Raw genomic sequence first — 18,321 nt, 5'->3', positions numbered from 1 at the left:
CTCGGCACACGTGCTCCCGGGGTTGGCGGGAACAGGGGCGATCCCGTCAACGTAGCGATCGCGTCATGGCCGGACAACGCTTCCATCCGGACCAGTGCCACCATTCTCCGAACCGTACTTGTTTTTCACAAGCCCTGCCGCTAACGTGCGACCCGTCGCGAGTGGAACCGGAGGGGCGAGATGGCATCGGTACGGGTTCTGGTGGGCACGCGCAAGGGTGCGTTCGTGCTGACCTCGGACGGCACGCGGAAGAACTGGGACGTGCGCGGCCCGCTGTTCGGAGGCTGGGAGATCTACCACCTCAAGGGCTCGCCCGCCGACCCCGATCGCGTCTACGCGGCGCAGTCGGGCGGCTGGTTCGGCCAGGTGATCCAGCGTTCCGACGACGGCGGCACCACATGGAACCCGGTGGGCAACCAGTTCACGTACGAGGGCGAGACCGGCACCCACCAGTGGTACGACGGCACGCAGCGCCCGTGGGAGTTCACGCGCGTCTGGCACCTGGAGCCGTCGCTGACGGACCCGGACGCCGTTTACGCCGGGGTCGAGGACGCGGCGCTGTTCCGCTCCGGCGACGGCGGGCAGACGTGGCAGGAGCTGCCCGGACTGCGCACCCACGAGTCGGGGCCGTCTTGGCAGCCGGGCGCGGGCGGCATGTGCCTGCACACGATCGTGCAGGACCCCCGCGACGCCGACCGGCTCTACGTGGCCATCTCCGCCGCGGGCGCGTTCCGCACCGACGACGCGGGCAAGACGTGGCGGCCCATCAACAAGGGCCTGCGCTCGGAGGGCATCCCCGACGACGACGCCGAGGTGGGCCACTGCGTGCACCGCCTCGCGATCCACCCGTCCCGCCCCGACGTGCTGTTCATGCAGAAGCACTGGGACGTCATGCGCAGCGACGACGGCGGCGAGCACTGGTACGACATCGGCGAGGGCCTGCCCACTGACTTCGGCTTCCCCATCGACGTCCACGCGCACGAGCCCGAGACCGTGTACGTGGTGCCGATCAAGAGCGACTCGGAACACTTCCCCCTCGACGGCAGGCTCCGCGTGTACCGCAGCCGCACCGGCGGCGGTGAGTGGGAGCCGCTGACCAAGGGGCTGCCACAGGAGAACTGCTACGTCAACGTCCTGCGCGACGCGATGGCCGTCGACCGGCTCGACGACTGCGGGATCTACTTCGGCACCACGGGCGGCCAGGTCTACGCATCGGCCGACGGCGGCGACAGCTGGGCGCCCATTGTGCGCGACCTGCCCGCCGTGCTCTCGGTGGAGGTGCAGACGCTGCCATGATCCGTGTCGTGCTGCCCACCCACCTGCGCAACCTCGCACGCGTCGAGGGCGAGGTGCGGCTGGAGATCGCGGGGCCCGCGACCGTGGGCACGGTCCTCGACGCGCTCGAAGAGCGCTACCCCATGCTGCGCGGCACGATCCGCGACCACGTCACCCACCAGCGCCGCGCGTTCGTGCGCTTCTTCGCGTGCGAGGAGGACCTCTCCCACGAGCCACAGGACACCCCGCTGCCGCCCGCCGTCACCGAGGGCGGCGAGCCGCTGCTGGTCGTCGGCGCGATGGCCGGGGGCTGAGCCCCCTCAGCGCAGCGTGACCGGCAGGTTCTCCACGCCGTAGACGATCGACACCTTGCGGAAGGTCAGCTCGTCGGGGTTCACGGCCAGCCGCATCTGCGGGAAGCGCCGCACCAGCGCGGGGTAGGCCGACCGCAGCTCCATGCGCGCGAGCTCCGCCCCGATGCAGCGGTGGGCGCCGTAGCCGAACGCCAGGTGCTTCGCGGGCACCCGCGTGCCGTCGAAGCCGCCCATGGCCTGGCCGAGCACGTCGTCGCGGTTCGCTCCGGACAGCGACACCACCACCATGTCGCCCTGCTTGATCGTCTGGCCGCCGACCTCCACGTCCTCGCGCGCGAACCGGGGGAACGCCACCTGCACCACGGTCAGGTAGCGCAGCAGCTCCTCGACGAACGGGCTCACGGACTCGTCGTCGTCGCGGACCCTGGCGAACGACCCGGGATCCTGCAGCAGCACCAGCGCGCCCAGCGAGAGCATGCTGGCCGTGGTCTCGAACCCGCCGGTCAGCACACCGTCGGCGAGCCCGGCGAGCTCCCGGTCGTCCACCTCGTCGCCGTGCTCCTTGATGATCATCCCGAGCAGCCCGTCGCCGGGGTTCTTCCGCTGCTCACGGACCACGCCGAGCAGGTACTCCAGCGACTCCGAAATGGCGCCGAGTGAGGCGCCGGCGCCGCCGAAGAGATCGAACCGCGCCACGGCGAGGTGCTGGAACGCGTCGCGTTCCTCGTAGGGCACGCCGAGCAGCTCGCAGATCACCAGCGACGGGATCGGCAGCGCGAACTCCTCCACCAGGTCCACCGGCCCGTCGGCCTTCGCCATCAGGTCGAGCCGCTCGTTGACGATCTCCTCGATGCCGGGCTTGAGCCGGGACAGCCGCCGCATCGTGAACTCCGGCGTCAGCAGGCGGCGCAGCCGGGTGTGCACGGGCGGGTCGGCGAAACCGAGGCCGCCGGGGTTCTCGTCGGCGCCCTCCGCCTTGCCAACGAGGTGCTCGAAGTCGTTGCTGAACGACTTCGCGTCGCCCAGCACCGCCTTGGCCTCCTCGTAGCCACTGACCAGCCAAAGGTTCAGGCCGAACGGCACCGGCAGCTTGGTCACCGGGGTCTGCTCCCTGGCGCGGTCGAGCTCAGGCACGGGGTCGAGCCCGTCGCGCTTGAGCGGCATCAGCGCAGCGTCGGGCAGGATCGCGAGCTTCGAGAGGTCGAGACCCTTCTTCTGTGCCCTGGCCAGGTATCTACGCGTGACCCAAGACACGATGCGTGTACGGAGATTCCCCACAAAACCGACGTTACCAACTGCTCAGCCGCCACCGCAGGCGGATCGGCCACGTCGGACGCCGTCCAATTCGGACCCTGGGTAACGTCTGCGCGGTGAGGTTCGGCATTTTCCTCCTGGCAGGCCGGTTCCCCGGGCAGGACGACGCGGGGGCCCTGCTGCGCACGGCAGAGGCGGTGCGCGCGGCCGAGGCGGCGGGCTTCGACGACGCGTGGATCGCCGAGCACCACTTCATGTCCTACGGCGTGTGCCCCTCCGCCGTGACGTTCGCCGCCCACGCGCTCGGCGGCACCAGCCGCATCACGCTCGGCACCGCCGTGAGCGTGCTCTCCACCGCACACCCGGTGGCGCTGGCCGAGCAGGTCACGCTGCTGGACCGGCTGACGGGAGGCCGTTTTCACCTCGGCGTCGGCCGCGGCGGGCCATGGGTGGACCTGGAGGTCTTCGGCACCGGGCTCGACCGCTACGAGCACGGCTTCGAGGAAAGCCTGGACCTGCTGCTGCGCGCGCTCACCGAGGAGCGAGTGAACGCGGCCGGCGAGCGGTTCGCGTTCCGGGAGGTGGCGATGGTGCCGAGGCCGGCGGCCCGCCCGCCGGTGACGGTGGCCTGCACCTCCCGGCCGACGGTGGAGTTGGCCGCGGCACGCGGGCTGCCGATGCTGCTGGGCATGCACATCGGTGACGACGAGAAGGCCGACCTCGTGACCTGGTACGAGAAGGCCGCGGCCGAAGCGGGACGGGACCCGGCCGGGGCCCGGCACGTCTCGGCGATGCTGTGTCACATCGCGGACGACCGCGCGCGAGCGGAACGGGAGCTCAAGGAGGCGATGCCGGGCTGGCTGGCCGAGGGCCTCGCCGGTTACGTCCGGGTGGACGGCCGGCCCAGTGCGCCGCGGGACCCGGACGCCTACACGGACCTGCTGTGCTCGCTGCACCCGGTGGGCAGCCCCGCCGACTGCGTCTCGCGGCTGCGCGCGAGCGCCGAACGCACCGGCATCGAGCACGTGATCCTGATGGTCGAGGGTTCCGGCTCCCGCGAGCGCACGCTGCGCACCATCGCGCGCCTCGGCGCGGAGGTGCTGCCCGCGCTGCGCGGGAGCCACCCGGCGGGTTAGCAGTCGCGCAGCTCGGGGCTCTGGTTGAGCAGCTGGCCGCGCACGGAGATGAAGTCGCGGTAGGTGTCGCTGTCCACGGCGGCGGTGCGGAACGCGGCGACCCGGTGGCAGTTCTGGAACGCGAGCTTGACACCGAAATGCCGCTCCAGCCCGCCGCGGATGGCGTCGGAGGCCAGCGCGCGCAGCAGCTGCCCGCGCTCGGCCTCGCTCGGCGGCGGCGTGGTGTTGTCGGCGAAGGGCTCCCTGCCCGTCTCGAGGTCGGCGACCACGCCCGAGACCACCTGCCACGCGTAGGGCAGCGACTCACGCACGCAGGCGACGAACTCGGCGTCGTTCACTTCGCCTCGTTCGGCGCGGTCCAGCAGCTCGGTGGGCACGTTCAGCGACATGTGTCGGCCTCCAGGCTCGTCGGCAGTCGGGTAACCAGCACCTATCAGTGCTACTGGTGATGATCATCGTTTGCAAGAGAACGGCCCCGCGACCACCGGGAAGGAGGAGCGCTCCCCAAGGCCACCTTTGTTGCGCTCAACGCACCAAAGGTGGCCTTGGGTGCGGTTGGTCACGGGTGCATGCGGGCGCCCTTGAGGATCTTGTCGACGGCGTTGCGGGGGCCGTGCACGGCCAGTCCCACCAGGTCCAGGTCCGCCCTCGGCACCGCGCGCACCGCGGCGCGGTTGTCGCGGTCGTCACCCGACGCGAACATGTCCGAGGTGAAGATCGCCAGTTCCATGCCGCGAACGAGCGCACGCGCGTGTGCGCTGGTGAGGACCTCCTTGGAACCGGCGAACACGAGGACCGGCTGGCGGAACATCGGCAGGTACGGCGTGCCGTCGGCGTCGGCGTAGGGCTCACTGATCAGCCCGGGGTCGGCCGCGGCGATGGCGCTGGTGAGGAACGCGCACACGTTGAGGCCCTGCCAGCGCGCCAGGTCGTCCCTCAGCAGCACGGCGATCTTGGTGTCGAAACGCATGCCCCGAGCATCACCGCGCCCTCCACCGCCGGTCTTGTACGTTCGGAACACGGGGCCGCCGCCCGCTGACCCCGACCGCAGTGAAGGCCACCATGCCTGCGTTCAACGCAGTGAAGGTGGCCTTCACTGCAGTTGGACCGGCTTCACCAGCGGCGCCTGGGCTCGTTGCGCCGGCAGGTCCGAGGGTGGCCTCGGCGTGGGCGACGGGGGGCGCGGCGCCGACACCGGAATGGGTGCGGCCGCCCGGAGCACCTCGTCCTCCTCGTCCAGCGGCTCGGTGAACGGAGTCGCCTCCGTCAGCACCTCACGAGCGGTCCGCAACTCGGCCGCGATCCGGCTGCGCAACTTCTCGCATTCGCGGGTCCTCGCGGTCGCGTCGGCGAGCAGCCGCTCGGCCTTCGCCCGCGCCGCCACCTCCCGTTCCTCGATGAGCCGCATGGTCTCCTCGCGCCGTTCGGCCATCGCGACGGTGAACTCACGCTCCGCCTCCTGCCGCCTGCGAGCCGCCTGCTCGTCGAGCTCACGACGCCGCCGCTCCGCCTGCTTCGTCATCGCCTCGACGTCTGCCTGCGCCTTGGCCATCAGCTCGCGGTGCTCGGTCTCCATCTGCCGGCGGCGCTCGTCCAGCTCGGCGAGCATCCGGTCGTAGCGCGACCGCAGCCGCTCGGCGGCCTCGTGCGCGGCGGCCCAGCTCTGCTCGGCGAGCCCCCGCGCGTTCTCGACGATCTCGTCGGCCTCCTCGTGCGCGAGCTCCACCATGCGCAGCAGGCGTTCCGAGAGCCCGTCCGACTCGATGGGGCTGCGGCTGGCGCGCTCGAGCCGCTCACGCAGCTCGTTGTTCTCGCGGCGGACCGCGTCCAGCTCGACGGCCAGCTTCTCGGCGGTGTCGGCCGCGGAGTCGCGATCCGCGGTCAGCAACCGGATTTCCTCTTCCACCGCCCGCACATATCCTTCGACGCGCCCACGCTCGTAGCCGCGCCAGGCGAACTTGAACTCGGTGCGAACCGGCAACACACCACTGCGGCTCTCCGTGATCGTCATTTGCCACCTCCGCGTCTGTCACCCGTTGTCGCACACCGTGTTCCGAATCGGACTCGAAGCCTGGACGAAATTTTTCGCCTGGCGTACTAAGGAATTGTGAAGCCCGCGGGCGCCGCGGTGAAGCCTCTGTCGAGGGTTTTCCGCGCGAACCACGGACAAGCCGGGCGATCGCCGGTGCGACCGCCGTTGCGGCAGTCCCGCGAAGCCGAAGGAGCGGATGTGGACACGCTCGAGCTGACACACTCCGACTGCCTCGCGCTCGTTTGTTCCCATGGCCGCAGCCACACCGCCTTGATCGCGATCGACGGTGGGCGGCCCCAGCCACTGGCCTGCTTCGTGCTGGAGAGCGGCGACGTGCTGGTGCCCACCGGCTCCGATCCGTCGCTCACGCGCTCCGCGACGGGCAGACCCGTGACGATCTCGTTCGGTGGCGAGCATGCCCCGTGGGCGATCACGGGTGTCGGTCTCGCCCGCCCGCTGGGTCACCACGACCGCCCTCGCCTCCACCACGCGCTCGCCATGCGCTACGCGTTCGACAACGGAATCCTGGTCCGCGTGGCCCGCCTGTCCGGGCACCGGCTCACGGACACGGCGCCCATTCCGGCGCAGCGCGACGGGACGGCGGCGCCCGCGCCGCCTCAGCGCCGGGCGAGCCCCGGTGCCCCGTCGAGGCGGTAGTCCAGCAGGTTGTGCACGTGGACCACGCCGAGCACGTGCTCGGCGAGCCGCTGGGCGAGCTCGCCGTCAGTCCTGCGTTCCACCTCGCCCAACATGGTCACCACGCCCCGGTCGACGTTCACGTCCACCGCGCCGTCGGCCACCGCCAGCGCACGGCCGAGCACCTCGTGCCGGATCTCCCGCCGGATGTCCTCGTCGTCCCTGACGAACGCCTTGAGCAGGTCTCCGCGCGTGAGGACACCCGCGAGCGTGCGGCCCTCGAGCACGTACAGCCTGCGCACCCCCGACCGGCCGAACTCGCGCGCGGCCGCGCCGAGCGAGTCCCGGACGTCCAGCGCGTACACGGGCGTGATCATCAGGTCGAACGCCCGCGTCGCCCACGACTTCTGCCATCGCTGCCGGGCTCGCCTGAGCACGAGCGAGGGCGGCTTGCCGTCCCCCTCGCCGAGCTGCTCGTGCTTCAGCACCAGGTCGCTCTCGGAGACCACGCCGAGGAGCACCCCCTCCTCGCTCACCACGGGAACGGCACCGATGTCATGGCTGACCAGCAGCTCCACGAGCGTCGTGAAGTCGGCATCCGGACCGACCGCGATGACCTCGCGGGTCATCACAGCACCCACCGTGGTCTGGTACATGGCCGACTCCTCACTGGCCCTTGGGGGCCCTGGTCGACTCCACCGTCTTGGGTTTGCCCGTGCCGCGCTAGGGCCTTCCGGCCCTGCCTCCCCCAGCGATTTCCACTACCACCCAGTCAGGATCGGAGCAGTTCCCGCCGAGCCTTGTCGTGCAGTCTCGCACCGCGTTGTCACCGGTCGCAACGGTCGGCGGCCGCGGCAAGCGGGTTCACCTCAATGGGTCAGCGGAAAACGGGATCACGAACTCAGCCGTTCACCAGTGCGACGACGAAGAACGCACAGGCCACGAGTGAGGCGAGCATTCGGACGTGGTTCCACCGGGTCCACGCGGGCACGTAGCGGGCCCAGAACTCGGCCCCCTCGGCGCTGTCCGCGTCCACCCGCATCAGGGCGTCGTTGCGGGGAATGTGCACCACGCGCGTGAGAACGAAGGTACCGGCGACATAAGAAACGCCGCCCGCGAGCAGCCAGGGCCCGCCGTCGGCGAATCCGCGCGCGATGGAAAGGACCACGACGGCCACCGACAGTAGCGCGGTACCGGCGAACACCCCCAGGAACACCGGGTTGAGCACGGTCCGGTTCACCGACTGCATCGCCGCGGCCCCCTGGGCGGGTGGCAACAGCGCGAGTGCCCGCATCACGAACGAAGAGAAGGCGAAGAAGACACCCGCGACGAGGCCGGTGCCGAGCACGGCGAGCAGCGTCAGAGCGAAGAGCGGTCCAGCTGTCATGAGCCCAGTCAACCGGCACGGCGGCGGCGAGCCCATCGCCGACACGCTCGACTCCATCCGCCCCCGTCTCAGCGACTGAGAACGCACCCAAGGGCACTTCAGTCGCGTTGACCGCCACCAAAGTGCCCTTGGGAGAGCGTCACGCCGAGAAGAAGGTGACCTTGCCCGAGCCGACCTCGTATACGGCGTAGCCGTCTCGCAGCTCGACGAAGCGGGCCTGGCCGTGGACGCGCACGTCGCCGGCCTCGCCGGCGGGCACGTGCACTCGCGCGACCACGTTGACCGGCAGGTCCACCTTCAGGGACACGCCGTCGCCGATCCGCCGCCAGTCGACGCCGACCATGCCCCGCTGCACGGGCATCTCACCGGCCGCACTGTCCACACCGGACTTCGGCGGCCGGATGGTGACCTCCGAGCCGGCTGGGGCCGTGGGCGTCACGCCGAGGATCGTCCGCTGGATCTCCACCAGTGACGTCGCTCCCCACGGGTGGGAGTGGCTCTGCCCCGTCTCCGGCGCGTCCCACGACTCCCAGGTGAACGTGCCGCCGCGCGCCAGGATGTTGGCCCAGCCGGGCGAGTCGGCATCGGTCAGGCGCTCGACCACGTCGTCCGGCCTGCCCGCGAGCGCCTGCAGCAGCCGGTGCGCCGTCATCGGCCCCATGCGCATCCCGAGGTTCGCCACGTACTCGCTCACCGCGGCGCGGTCTTCCTCCGGCACGACGCCGAACGACAACGCGTAGGCGTTCGCGATCTGCGAGGCGTGCGTGCTCGCCGAGCCGTCCCCGCGCAGGCCGTCGTGGTAGACGCCGTCGGCGCGGCGGAGCTTGGCGTTGATCGCCTCGGTGAGGGTCGCCGCATCGGCACGCAGGGTCTCACCTGGCTCGCCGAGCTCCTCAGCCGCGCGAGCCGTCGCGTTGAGGACGTCGACGCCGAGCACGTTGATCACGGTTCTCGCCGCGGTGCTCATGTCGTGGCCGTAGCGCATGGTCGCGGGCCAGTCGATGATGCCGTAGCGGTACTCGCCCGAGCCGCCCTCGAGCTGCGTGACCAGGCCGGTCGCCGGGTCGATGTACCGGCGCACGTAGTCGGCCACGGCCCGCATCACGGGGTACGCCTCGGCCAGGATCCGCTTGTCTCCGGTTCGCACGTAGTAGTCCCAGATCCAGCCGGGGAACATCTCGGTGTAGTCGGGGATGTCGCGCTTGCCGTCGCCGTTCGGGTAGACGGCGTTGAGCCGGCCGTCGGGCCAGTACCGCGCCTGCGACTCGATGAACTGGCGGATCGCCTGCCGCGTGAGCGTGCGCTCGCCGTACCCGGACATCGTGGCCAGCGAGATGTCGGCCGTGTCGCCGAGGAACTGCCCCTTCTCCCTGGTCGGCGTGTCGAGGAACTGCTCCTGCGAACCGTACAGCGCCGAGCGCCGCATCAGGTCGAACGCGGCGTCCACGCCGGGGTCGGAGCTGCGCAGCCAGGCCCGCCGGTCGTCGTCCACGGCCGTGTGCTGCACGACAGCGCTGATCTCGGCGGACGGGTCCTCCACCTCGAGATAGCGGAAGCCCATGTACGTGAACGACCGGAACGTCTGGTCGCCGTCGCGCTGCGTGTGGCCGTAGGCGAGGTTGGTGTTCTGGTTGTCGTCGCTGTCGCGCGAGACCGTGCCGTCGGGGTTGAGCACGTAGCCGGCGTGCATCGCGACGTGCCTGCCCTGCTCACCGTCGCGGAAGCGCACGATGGGCGCGGCGGGGATGACCTTGCCGAAATCGGCCACGAGCGTGCCCGACTCCAGGCGGGTGACGCTCACCGGCTCGACGGTCTCGAACTCCAGATCGGTCTCCTGCGCCTGCAGCGACGTGAAGACGCCAGCGGGGTGCGTGCCGAGCACCTGGGGCGACTGCCACGCAGAGGCGTCGAAGCCGGGCCGGTCCCAGCCGAGGGGCTCGGCGGTGGCGTCGAACTCCTCGACGTAGTCGCCGCCGTCGCCGTTGCGCTTCGGCGCGGGCAGCCACGGTCCGCGCGTGACCTGCCAGCTGCCGTCGGACACCACCGTCCGCGTCGTGCCGTCTGCGTGGTCGACCTCCAGGCGCAGCAGCATGCCCGGCTCACCCGCCGGACGGCCCTGGCCCCGCCCGTACCAGTGGTACTGCACACCGACGACCGCCTTGCCGCCCGCACGGAGCTGCCTGGTGACGTCGACGGCGCGGTAGTAGCCGGCGTCGGGGTAGGCGAACGCGCCGCCCCTGTCGACGACCGTGCCGTTGACGTGCAGGGCGTACTGATGGCTGGCCGCGATGTAGACCCGGGCGCGCACGACCGGCGAACGGCCAAGGGTGAACTCCTTGCGCGCGAGCGTGTAGTCGTCGGCCTCGGCCGTAGTGCGGCGAATCCAGCTCGCCTGCCAGTCGCCGTCTCGCAGGCCGGTGTCGAACGCCGCCTGGCGAGCCCACGGCGAGGGCTTGCCGGTGCGGTCCCACGTGCGGACGGTCCAGGTGTAGCCGGTGGCCGGAGCGAGCTCGGGACCGGCGTAGGCCACGTACTCCTGGCTGCCGGAGGCCACGCGGCCGCTGTCCCACACGCGCTCGCCGTCCTTGCGGACCACGATCTGGTAGGCGGTCTGGATCTCACCGGGGTCGCGGTCGACGGGCCGCCAGCCGAACAGCGGAGCGCCTTCCACGTTGAGGGGACGGTCGCGGTCCCCCACGGTCAGGTCGACGGGGGTGCCGGGAGCGTGACCACGGGGTGCGGCTGTGCTCGCCACGACGGCGGGTCCGGCCGTAGCCAGTCCCGCCACCACGGCGAGCACCGCCGTACCGCGCCGGAGATATCGATGCCTCAACGAACGCCTCCTCCTTGAAACGTTTCAGCGCGAAACCGCTTTCAGACGTTATGCGCGCTGGCAGGAGGGGTCAAGACCGGACGGTCACGGCACGAGGGACGGAGGTGGCGGCCGCACGCCGTTGAGCGGCCACCACCGCTCAGGGCCGCGCGGCGACCGCGAGGGGCGGCGCGGGTGAGCGCAGACCGAGCCGCTCGACCAGCTCACGGGTGGCTTTCGAGCGGTTGAACGTGTAGAAGTGCAGCTCCGGAACGCCCTCCGCGAGCAGCCGGGAGCACAGCTCGGTGACCACGTCGAGGCCCTCGGCGCGGAACGCCTTCGGGTCGTCCTCCAGCGGGGCGAGCCGGTCGACGAGCCAGGCAGGCGGGGTGGCGCCGGAGAGCTCGATCGTCTTGCGCAGGGTGCGCGGCGTGGTCAGCGGCATGATGCCGGGCAGCATCAGCGCCTCGCAGCCCGCGGCGGCGACGCGGTCGCGCAGCCGCAGGAAGTCCTCGGCCTCGAAGAACAGCTGCGCGATGGCGAAATCGGCCCCCGCGCGCAGCTTCCGGACGAGGTAGTGGGTGTCGGTGTCGAGGTCGGCGGAGCGCGGGTGCCCGTACGGGAACGCCGAGACGCCGACGCAGAAGTCGCCCAGCTCCCGGACGAGCCGCACCAGCTCCTCGGCGTAGTGCAGGCCCTGCGGGTGCGGCACCCACTCCCCCATCGGGTCGCCGGGCGGATCGCCGCGCAGCGCCAGGATGTTGTGCACACCCACCGCCGCGAAGTGCCCGATCACGTTGCGCAGCTCGGCGACGGAGTGGTTCACCGCGGTCAGGTGCGCCATCGGCACCAGCGTGGTGTCGGTGGCGACCCTGGCGATGTTGCGGATGGTGCCGTCGCGGCTGGACCCGCCGGCGCCGTAGGTGATCGACATGTAGGCGGGGTCCAGCGGCTCAAGCTCCCGGATCGCCCGCCACAGCACCGCCTCGTCGGGCTCGTCCCTTGGCGGGAAGAACTCCACCGAGAACGTCGGGCAGTGCGCACTCTTCAGCCGGTCGGCAACCCTTCGCACGAGGCACCTCCGTCGTCTGGCTCTGCCCCCAAGGCCACCTTTGTTGCGTTCAACGCGACAAAGGTGGCCTTGGGGGCCGGTGGCTGCGGGCTCAGTAGCGGTAGTGGTCCGGCTTGTAGGGGCCCTCCACGTCGACGCCGATGTAGGCCGCCTGCTCCTTGGTCAGCTTGGTCAGCTTCACGCCGAGGGCGTCGAGGTGCAGCCGGGCGACCTTCTCGTCGAGGTGCTTCGGCAGCACGTACACCTGCTTGCCGTACTCGCCGGGCTTCGTGAAGAGCTCGATCTGCGCCATCACCTGGTTGGTGAAGCTGTTGGACATCACGAAGCTCGGGTGCCCGGTCGCGTTGCCGAGGTTCAGCAGCCTGCCCTCCGACAGCACGATGATCGAATGCCCGTCGGGGAACCGGTACTCGTGCACCTGCGGCTTGATCTCGACCTTGGTGACGCCCGGCGTCTTCTCCAGGCCCGCCATGTCGATCTCGTTGTCGAAGTGGCCGATGTTGCCGACGATGGCCTGGTGCTTCATCTTCGCCATGTGCTCGGCGGTGATGATGTTGAAGTTGCCGGTGGTGGTCACGAAGATGTCGGCGGTCTCCACCACGTCCTCGAGCGTGGTCACCTGGAAGCCGTCCATCGCGGCCTGCAGCGCGCAGATCGGGTCGATCTCGGTGATGATCACGCGCGCGCCCTGCCCGCGCAGCGACTCGGCCGAGCCCTTTCCGACGTCGCCATAGCCGCAGACCACCGCGACCTTGCCGCCGATGAGCGTGTCGGTGGCGCGGTTGATGCCGTCCACAAGGGAGTGCCGGCAGCCGTACTTGTTGTCGAACTTCGACTTCGTCACCGAGTCGTTGACGTTGATCGCCGGGAACAGCAGCTCCCCGGTCTTGGCGAACTCGTAGAGCCGGTGCACGCCGGTGGTGGTCTCCTCGGTGACGCCCTTGATGCCCTCGGCGATCCTGGTGAACCGCTTCGAGTCGGCGGCCAGCGACGCCTTCAGCGTGGACAGGATCACCCGGTACTCGTGCGGGTCGTCCTCGGCGGCCTCTGGCACGGCGCCCGCCGCCTCGAACTCGACACCCTTGTGCACGAGCAGCGTGGCGTCGCCGCCGTCGTCGAGGATCATGTTCGGGCCCTGGTCACCGAACTGGAAGAGCTGGTCGGTGCACCACCAGTACTCCTCCAGCGTCTCGCCCTTCCACGCGAACACCGGCACGCCCTCGGGCTTCTCCGGCGTGCCGTTCGGGCCCACCACGACCGCGGCGGCCGCCTCGTCCTGAGTGGAGAAGATGTTGCAGGACACCCAGCGGACGTCGGCGCCGAGCTCCTTCAGGGTCTCGATCAGCACGGCCGTCTGCACCGTCATGTGCAGCGAGCCCGCGACGCGCGCACCCTTCAGCGGCTTCGAGTCCGCGTACTCCCTGCGAGTCGCCATCAGGCCCGGCATCTCGTGCTCGGCCAGCCGGATCTGGTGCCTGCCCGCCTCGGCCAGCGTCAGGTCGGCGACGGCGAACTCGAGGCCGTTGACCTTCTGCAACTTCGCGTTCATGAGATCCTTTCCTAGGTGTTGAAGTACTTCGCTTGCGCGTGGTGGGCAACGATCGCGTCGGTGGACTGCTCGGGATGCAGCTGGAACTCCTCGGACAGCTCGACCCCGATCCGCTCCGCTTCGAGCAGTTCCACGATCTTGGCCCGGTCCTCGAGGTCCGGGCAGGCACCGTAGCCGAGCGAGAACCGGGCGCCACGGTATCCCAGCTTGAAGAACTCCCGCACGTCGGCCGGATCCTCCGCCGCGACCGACGAACCCGAGGAGAACAGCAGCTCCTGCCGGATCCTCCGGTGCCAGTACTCGGCGAGCGCCTCCGTCAGCTGCACGCCCAGCCCGTGGATCTCCAGGTAGTCCCGGTAGGCGTTCCTCGCGAACAGGTCGCCCGCGTAGTCCGCGATCGGCTGGCCCATCGTCACCAGCTGCAACGGCAGCACGTCGACCTGCCCGGTCTCCTCGGCCTTCTTCCGGGAGCGGAAGAAGTCGGCGAGGCAGAGTCTCCTGTCGCGGCGCTGCCGGGGGAACGTGAACCGCAGCCGCTCCGGCGCGTCCGGCTCGTCCTTGTCGAGCACCACGAGGTCGTTTCCCTCTGAGTAGCACGGGAAGTAGCCGTAGACGAGCGCGGCGTGCTGGAGGATGCCCGCGGTGGACAGCTCGTCCACCCACGCCCGCAGCCGTGGCCTGCCCTCGGTCTCCACCAGCTCCTCGTAGGAGGGCCCCTCCCCCTTCTTCGCACCGCGCAGGCCCCACTGGCCGAAGAACGTGGCGCGCTCGTCCAGCAGCGAGAGGTAGTCGTTGACGGCGACGCCCTTGACCACCTTGGAGCCCCAGAAGGGGGGTACCGGCACGGGCGCGTCGGCGTCCACATCGGACCGGGTCGTGTCGTCGGCCGACGGCTCACCGCCCTGGGCGGCCTTGCGTTTCTCGGCGATGCGCAGGGACCGCTCGTGACGGGCCTTGCGCTCGGCCTTTCTCGCCTCGGCCTCGGCGTCCTCCTCGGGGGCCTCCCCTCGCTTGATCGACATCAGGCGGTCCATGAGGTGCAGCCCCTCGAAGGCATCCTTGGCGTAGCGGACGTCACCCTCGTAGACCTCGTCGAGGTCGTTCTCCACGAACGTCCTCGTCAGCGCGGCACCGCCGAGCAGCACGGGGTACTTCTGCGCGACGCCCCTCGAGTTCATCTCCCGCAGGTTGTCCTTCATGATCACCGTGGACTTGACCAGCAGGCCGGACATGCCGATCGCGTCGACGTTGTGCTCCTCCGCGGCCGCCAGGATCGCGTTGATCGGCTGCTTGATGCCGATGTTCACGACGTCGTAGCCGTTGTTGGACACGATGATGTCCACCAGGTTCTTGCCGATGTCGTGCACGTCCCCTTTGACGGTCGCGAGCAGCAGCCTGCCCTTGCCGCCGGAGTCGTCTTTCTCCATGTGCGGTTCGAGGTAGGCGACGGCGGCCTTCATCACCTCGGCCGACTGGAGCACGAACGGCAGCTGCATCTGCCCGGAGCCGAACAGGTCGCCGACCACCTTCATGCCGGCGAGCAGGTTCTCGTTGATGATCGCCAGCGGCGGCTTCTGCTCCATCGCCGCGTCGAGGTCGGTCTCCAGCCCGTTGCGGTCGCCGTCCACGATGCGCCGCTCCAGCCGCTCGAACAGCGGCAGCTTCGCCAGCTCCTGCGCGCGTGAGGCCTTGCTCGACGACGCCGTCTTGCCCTCGAACAGCGCCATCAGTTTCTGCAGCGGGTCGTAGCCCTCGGACCGGCGGTCGTAGACCAGGTCGAGCGCGACCCGCCTCGGCTCGTCCTCGATCTTGGTCATCGGCAGGATCTTCGACGAGTTCACGATCGCCGAGTCGAGCCCGGCGTCCCGGCACTCGTTGAGGAACACCGAGTTCAGCACCTGCCGCGCCGCCGGGTTCAACCCGAAGGACACATTGGACAGACCGAGGGTGGTCTGCACGTCCGGATGGCGCCGCTTGAGCTCGCGGATCGCGTTGATCGTCTCGATGGCGTCCTTGCGGACCTCCTCCTGCCCGGTGGTGATGGGAAAGACCAGGCAGTCGATGATGATCGCGGACTTCTCGAGACCCCAGTTCACCGTCAGGTCCTCGATCGCGCGCTCGGCGACCCGCAGCTTCCAGTCCGCGGTGCGGGCCTGGCCCTCCTCGTCGATGCACGTGACCACCACGGTCGCCCCATGCTCCACCGCCATCTCCATGACCCGATGGAACCGGCTGCCATCGCCTGCGCCGTCCTCGTAGTTCACGGAGTTGATCGCGCACCGGCCGCCGAGGTGCTCGAGGCCGGCCTGCACCACCTCGGCCTCGGTGGAGTCGACCATGATCGGCAGCGTGGACGCCGTGGCCAGGCGCGAGGCCAGCTCGCGCATGTCCCTGGTGCCGTCCCGGCCGACGTAGTCGACGCACAGGTCGAGCAGGTGCGCGCCCTCGCGGGTCTGCGCCTTGGCGATCTCCACGCAGTCGTCGTAGCGCTCCTCGAGCATCGCCTCGCGAAAGGCCTTGGAGCCGTTCGCGTTGGTGCGCTCGCCGATGTTGAGGATCGATGCGTCCTGCTGGAACGGCACCGACTGGTACACCGACGACACCGAGGGCACCACCTCGGGCGTGCGCCGCCTCGGCGTAAGGTCCGCCACCGCCTCGGCGACCGCGGAGATGTGCGCTCCGGTCGTGCCACAGCAGCCGCCGACGAGCCGGGCGCCGAACTCGGTGACGAACCCGGAAAGCGCCTCGGCCAGCTCCTCCGGCTGCAGCGGATACACCGCGCCGTTCGGGCCGAGCTCCGGCAGCCCGGCGTTGGGCATCACCGAGATCGGCACGCTCGCGTGCTGGGCGAGCACGCGCAGGTGCTCGCTCATCTCGGCGGGGCCGGTGGCGCAGTTCATGCCGATCAGGTCGATGCCGAGCGGCTCCAGCGCCGTGAGCGCGGCGCCGATCTCCGAGCCCACGAGCATCGTGCCCGTGGTCTCCACCGTCACCTGCGCGATGATCGGCACACGCCTGCCTGCCTGCGCCATCGCGCGCTTGGCCGCGATGATCGCCGCCTTGGTCTGCAGCAGGTCCTGCGAGGTCTCCACGAGCACCGCGTCGACCCCGCCGTCGAGCAGGCCCAGCACGTTCTCGACATAGGCGTCGCACAGCGCCGCGTACGGCGCGTGTCCGAGGGTGGGCAGCTTCGTGCCCGGCCCCACCGAGCCGAGCACGAAGCGCGGTTTGTCCGCTGAGTGATACTCGTCGGCGGCCCGCCGGGCCAGAGTCGTGCCCTTCTCGGCGAGCTCCCGGATGCGGTCGGCGATCCCGTACTCGCCGAGGTTGGCGAGGTTGGTGCCGAACGTGTTCGTCTCGATCGCGTCGGAGCCCGCATCCAGGAAGCCCCGGTACACCGAGCTCACCACGTCGGGCCGGGTCTCGTTGAGGATCTCGTTGCAGCCCTCCAGCTGGGCGAAGTCGTCCAGCGTGAGGTCGTGCTCCTGCAACGCGGTGCCCATGCCGCCGTCGGCGACCAGCACCCGCTGCTCCAGCGCGGCGAGAAACGCACTCTCCATGCTCACACCCGCAGTTTCGACTCGATCTCGGCCGCGGCCTCGCTGCCGTAGGTCTTGGCGATCCGTTTGGAGAAGTCCCCGCGGTCCAATGTGTACTCCTGGGTGCCCACGGTCTCCAGCACGATCGCCGCCAGGGTGCACCCGGCCTGAGCCGCCCGCTCGACGTTCAGCTTCGCGTGCAGACCCCAGAGGAAGCCCGACCGGAACGCGTCGCCCACGCCGGTCGGGTCGGCCTCGTCGGTCACCTCGTGTGCGGCCACGGTCACCGGTTCGACGCCCTTGCCCTCGATGCGCACCCCGTCCGGGCCGTGGGTCTGCACCCACAGCCCCACGCGGTCGCGCACGTCCTGCTCCGACCAGCCCGTCACCCGCAGCAGCAGCGACGTCTCGTACTCGTTGGTGAACAGGTACGACGCGCCCTCCACGAGCGAGCGCACGTCCGGCCCGTCCATCCGCGCCAGCTGCTGCGACGGGTCGGCGGCGAACGCGAACCCGCGCTGCCGGCACTCCTCGGTGTGGCGGACCATCGCGACCGGGTCGTTCGGCGCCACCACCACGAGGTCGAGCCCGCCGAGCCGGTCGGCCACCGCCTGCAGCTCGATCTCGCGGGCCTCCTCCATCGCCCCGGCGTAGAACGAGGCGATCTGCGCCTGCGTCTCGTCGGTGGTGCACAGGAAGCGCGACGTGTGCCGGGTCTGCGACACGTGCACCGACTTGGTGTCCACGCCGTGGCGCTCCAGCCACGACCGGTAGTCGTCGAAGTCGGTGCCCACCGCGCCGACCAGCACCGGCGACATGCCCAGGCTGCCGAGCCCGAAGCAGATGTTCGCCGCGACACCGCCACGCCGGATGTCGAGCTGGTCAACGAGGAACGACAGGGACACCTTCTCCAGCTGGTCCGCCACGAACTGGTCGGCGAACCGGCCTGGGAACACCATCAGATGATCGGTGGCGATGGAACCGGTCACGGCGATGCGCATGAGCGGGGCACACTCCTCGGGTAGGTAGAACAGGACTGCCGGGTCCGGCGAGCGGGACTACGCCTTGGCGGCGTCCTTCAGCGCGGGCGCACGATCCGTGCGCTCCCACGGCAGGTCCACGTCCGTGCGGCCGAAGTGCCCGTAGGACGCCGTCTGCGCGTAGATCGGCCGCAGCAGGTCGAGGTCGCGGATGATCGCGGCGGGACGCAGGTCGAACACCTCGCCGATCGCCGCCTGGATCTTCTCCGGCGCCACCTTCTCGGTGCCGAACGTCTCCACGAACAGGCCCACCGGGGCCGCCTTGCCGATCGCGT

General features: G+C 70.1%; 16 protein-coding genes. 4 read left to right on the top strand and 12 right to left on the bottom strand.

Annotation, left to right across the window (positions count from 1 at the left end):
• Positions 1-180 precede the first annotated feature (180 nt).
• Both DI005_RS04405 and DI005_RS04400 read left to right on the top strand, forming a co-directional pair.
• Complete coding sequence (locus DI005_RS04405) at positions 181-1,296, top strand: sialidase family protein (protein ID WP_112272297.1); 1,116 nt, start codon at positions 181-183, stop codon at positions 1,294-1,296.
• On the top strand, positions 1,293-1,589 hold the full coding sequence (locus DI005_RS04400; protein WP_112272298.1) for a MoaD/ThiS family protein: 297 nt from the start codon (positions 1,293-1,295) through the stop codon (positions 1,587-1,589). The genes DI005_RS04405 and DI005_RS04400 overlap by 4 nt, the downstream gene beginning before the upstream one ends.
• A 6-nt stretch (positions 1,590-1,595) precedes the next feature.
• On the opposite strand, the gene DI005_RS04395 is transcribed toward DI005_RS04400, so the two are convergent.
• Positions 1,596-2,867: a cytochrome P450 gene (locus DI005_RS04395; protein ID WP_199542505.1), complete on the bottom strand. Its 1,272-nt coding sequence runs from the start codon at positions 2,865-2,867 to the stop codon at positions 1,596-1,598.
• Between the two features lie 92 nt (positions 2,868-2,959).
• Here DI005_RS04395 and DI005_RS04390 point away from each other — a divergent pair, with 92 nt between their 5' ends.
• A complete protein-coding gene (locus DI005_RS04390; RefSeq protein ID WP_113641336.1) occupies positions 2,960-3,979 on the top strand; it encodes an LLM class flavin-dependent oxidoreductase in 1,020 nt (339 codons plus the stop codon).
• Here the strand turns inward: DI005_RS04390 and DI005_RS04385 are convergent.
• From DI005_RS04385 to DI005_RS04375, 3 genes are all read right to left on the bottom strand, one after another.
• Positions 3,976-4,368, bottom strand: coding sequence for an SCO5389 family protein (locus tag DI005_RS04385; RefSeq protein ID WP_112272304.1), 393 nt, complete (start codon positions 4,366-4,368; stop codon positions 3,976-3,978). The genes DI005_RS04390 and DI005_RS04385 overlap by 4 nt on opposite strands.
• 170 nt (positions 4,369-4,538) lie before the next feature.
• The gene (locus DI005_RS04380; protein ID WP_112272306.1) at positions 4,539-4,949 is read right to left on the bottom strand and encodes a DUF2000 domain-containing protein; all 411 of its coding nucleotides are present in this window, start codon (positions 4,947-4,949) and stop codon (positions 4,539-4,541) included.
• 123 nt (positions 4,950-5,072) lie between these two features.
• Entirely contained in the window at positions 5,073-5,990 is a 918-nt protein-coding gene (locus tag DI005_RS04375) for a metallopeptidase (protein ID WP_112272308.1), read from the bottom strand.
• Between the two features lie 219 nt (positions 5,991-6,209).
• On the opposite strand from DI005_RS04375, the gene DI005_RS04370 reads away from it, so the two are divergent.
• Entirely contained in the window at positions 6,210-6,668 is a 459-nt protein-coding gene (locus DI005_RS04370; RefSeq protein ID WP_113641335.1) for a hypothetical protein, read from the top strand.
• Here the strand turns inward: DI005_RS04370 and DI005_RS04365 are convergent.
• From DI005_RS04365 to DI005_RS04330, 8 genes are all read right to left on the bottom strand, one after another.
• Entirely contained in the window at positions 6,629-7,303 is a 675-nt protein-coding gene (locus tag DI005_RS04365) for a CBS domain-containing protein (RefSeq protein WP_113641334.1), read from the bottom strand. The genes DI005_RS04370 and DI005_RS04365 overlap by 40 nt on opposite strands.
• Before the next feature lie 245 nt (positions 7,304-7,548).
• Positions 7,549-8,034, bottom strand: a complete 486-nt coding sequence (locus tag DI005_RS04360) for a DUF1772 domain-containing protein (protein WP_112273178.1) — start codon at positions 8,032-8,034, stop codon at positions 7,549-7,551.
• 139 nt (positions 8,035-8,173) lie between these two features.
• A complete protein-coding gene (locus tag DI005_RS04355; RefSeq protein ID WP_113641333.1) occupies positions 8,174-10,867 on the bottom strand; it encodes a family 78 glycoside hydrolase catalytic domain in 2,694 nt (897 codons plus the stop codon).
• Positions 10,868-11,006: 139 nt separating this feature from the next.
• Positions 11,007-11,918 carry a methylenetetrahydrofolate reductase gene (locus DI005_RS04350; protein ID WP_199542503.1) on the bottom strand — a complete coding sequence of 304 codons (912 nt, stop codon included), beginning with the start codon at positions 11,916-11,918 and terminating at the stop codon, positions 11,007-11,009.
• A gap of 91 nt (positions 11,919-12,009) precedes the next feature.
• Complete coding sequence (gene ahcY, locus DI005_RS04345) at positions 12,010-13,467, bottom strand: adenosylhomocysteinase (protein WP_113641332.1); 1,458 nt, start codon at positions 13,465-13,467, stop codon at positions 12,010-12,012.
• 11 nt (positions 13,468-13,478) lie between these two features.
• The gene (gene metH / locus DI005_RS04340) at positions 13,479-17,027 is read right to left on the bottom strand and encodes a methionine synthase (protein ID WP_113641331.1); all 3,549 of its coding nucleotides are present in this window, start codon (positions 17,025-17,027) and stop codon (positions 13,479-13,481) included.
• A gap of 2 nt (positions 17,028-17,029) precedes the next feature.
• Entirely contained in the window at positions 17,030-18,007 is a 978-nt protein-coding gene (locus tag DI005_RS04335) for a carbohydrate kinase family protein (protein ID WP_112272320.1), read from the bottom strand.
• Positions 18,008-18,064: 57 nt separating this feature from the next.
• Positions 18,065-18,321 (bottom strand): methionine adenosyltransferase domain-containing protein (locus DI005_RS04330; protein WP_158559775.1); only part of this gene is annotated, 257 nt, incomplete at its 5' end.

This window comes from Prauserella sp. PE36, from assembly GCF_003311655.1.
GTDB lineage: Bacteria > Actinomycetota > Actinomycetes > Mycobacteriales > Pseudonocardiaceae > Prauserella_A > Prauserella_A endophytica.
The sequence above is the reverse complement of the archived record's forward strand: the minus strand, read 5'-3'. Positions and strand labels throughout refer to the sequence as shown.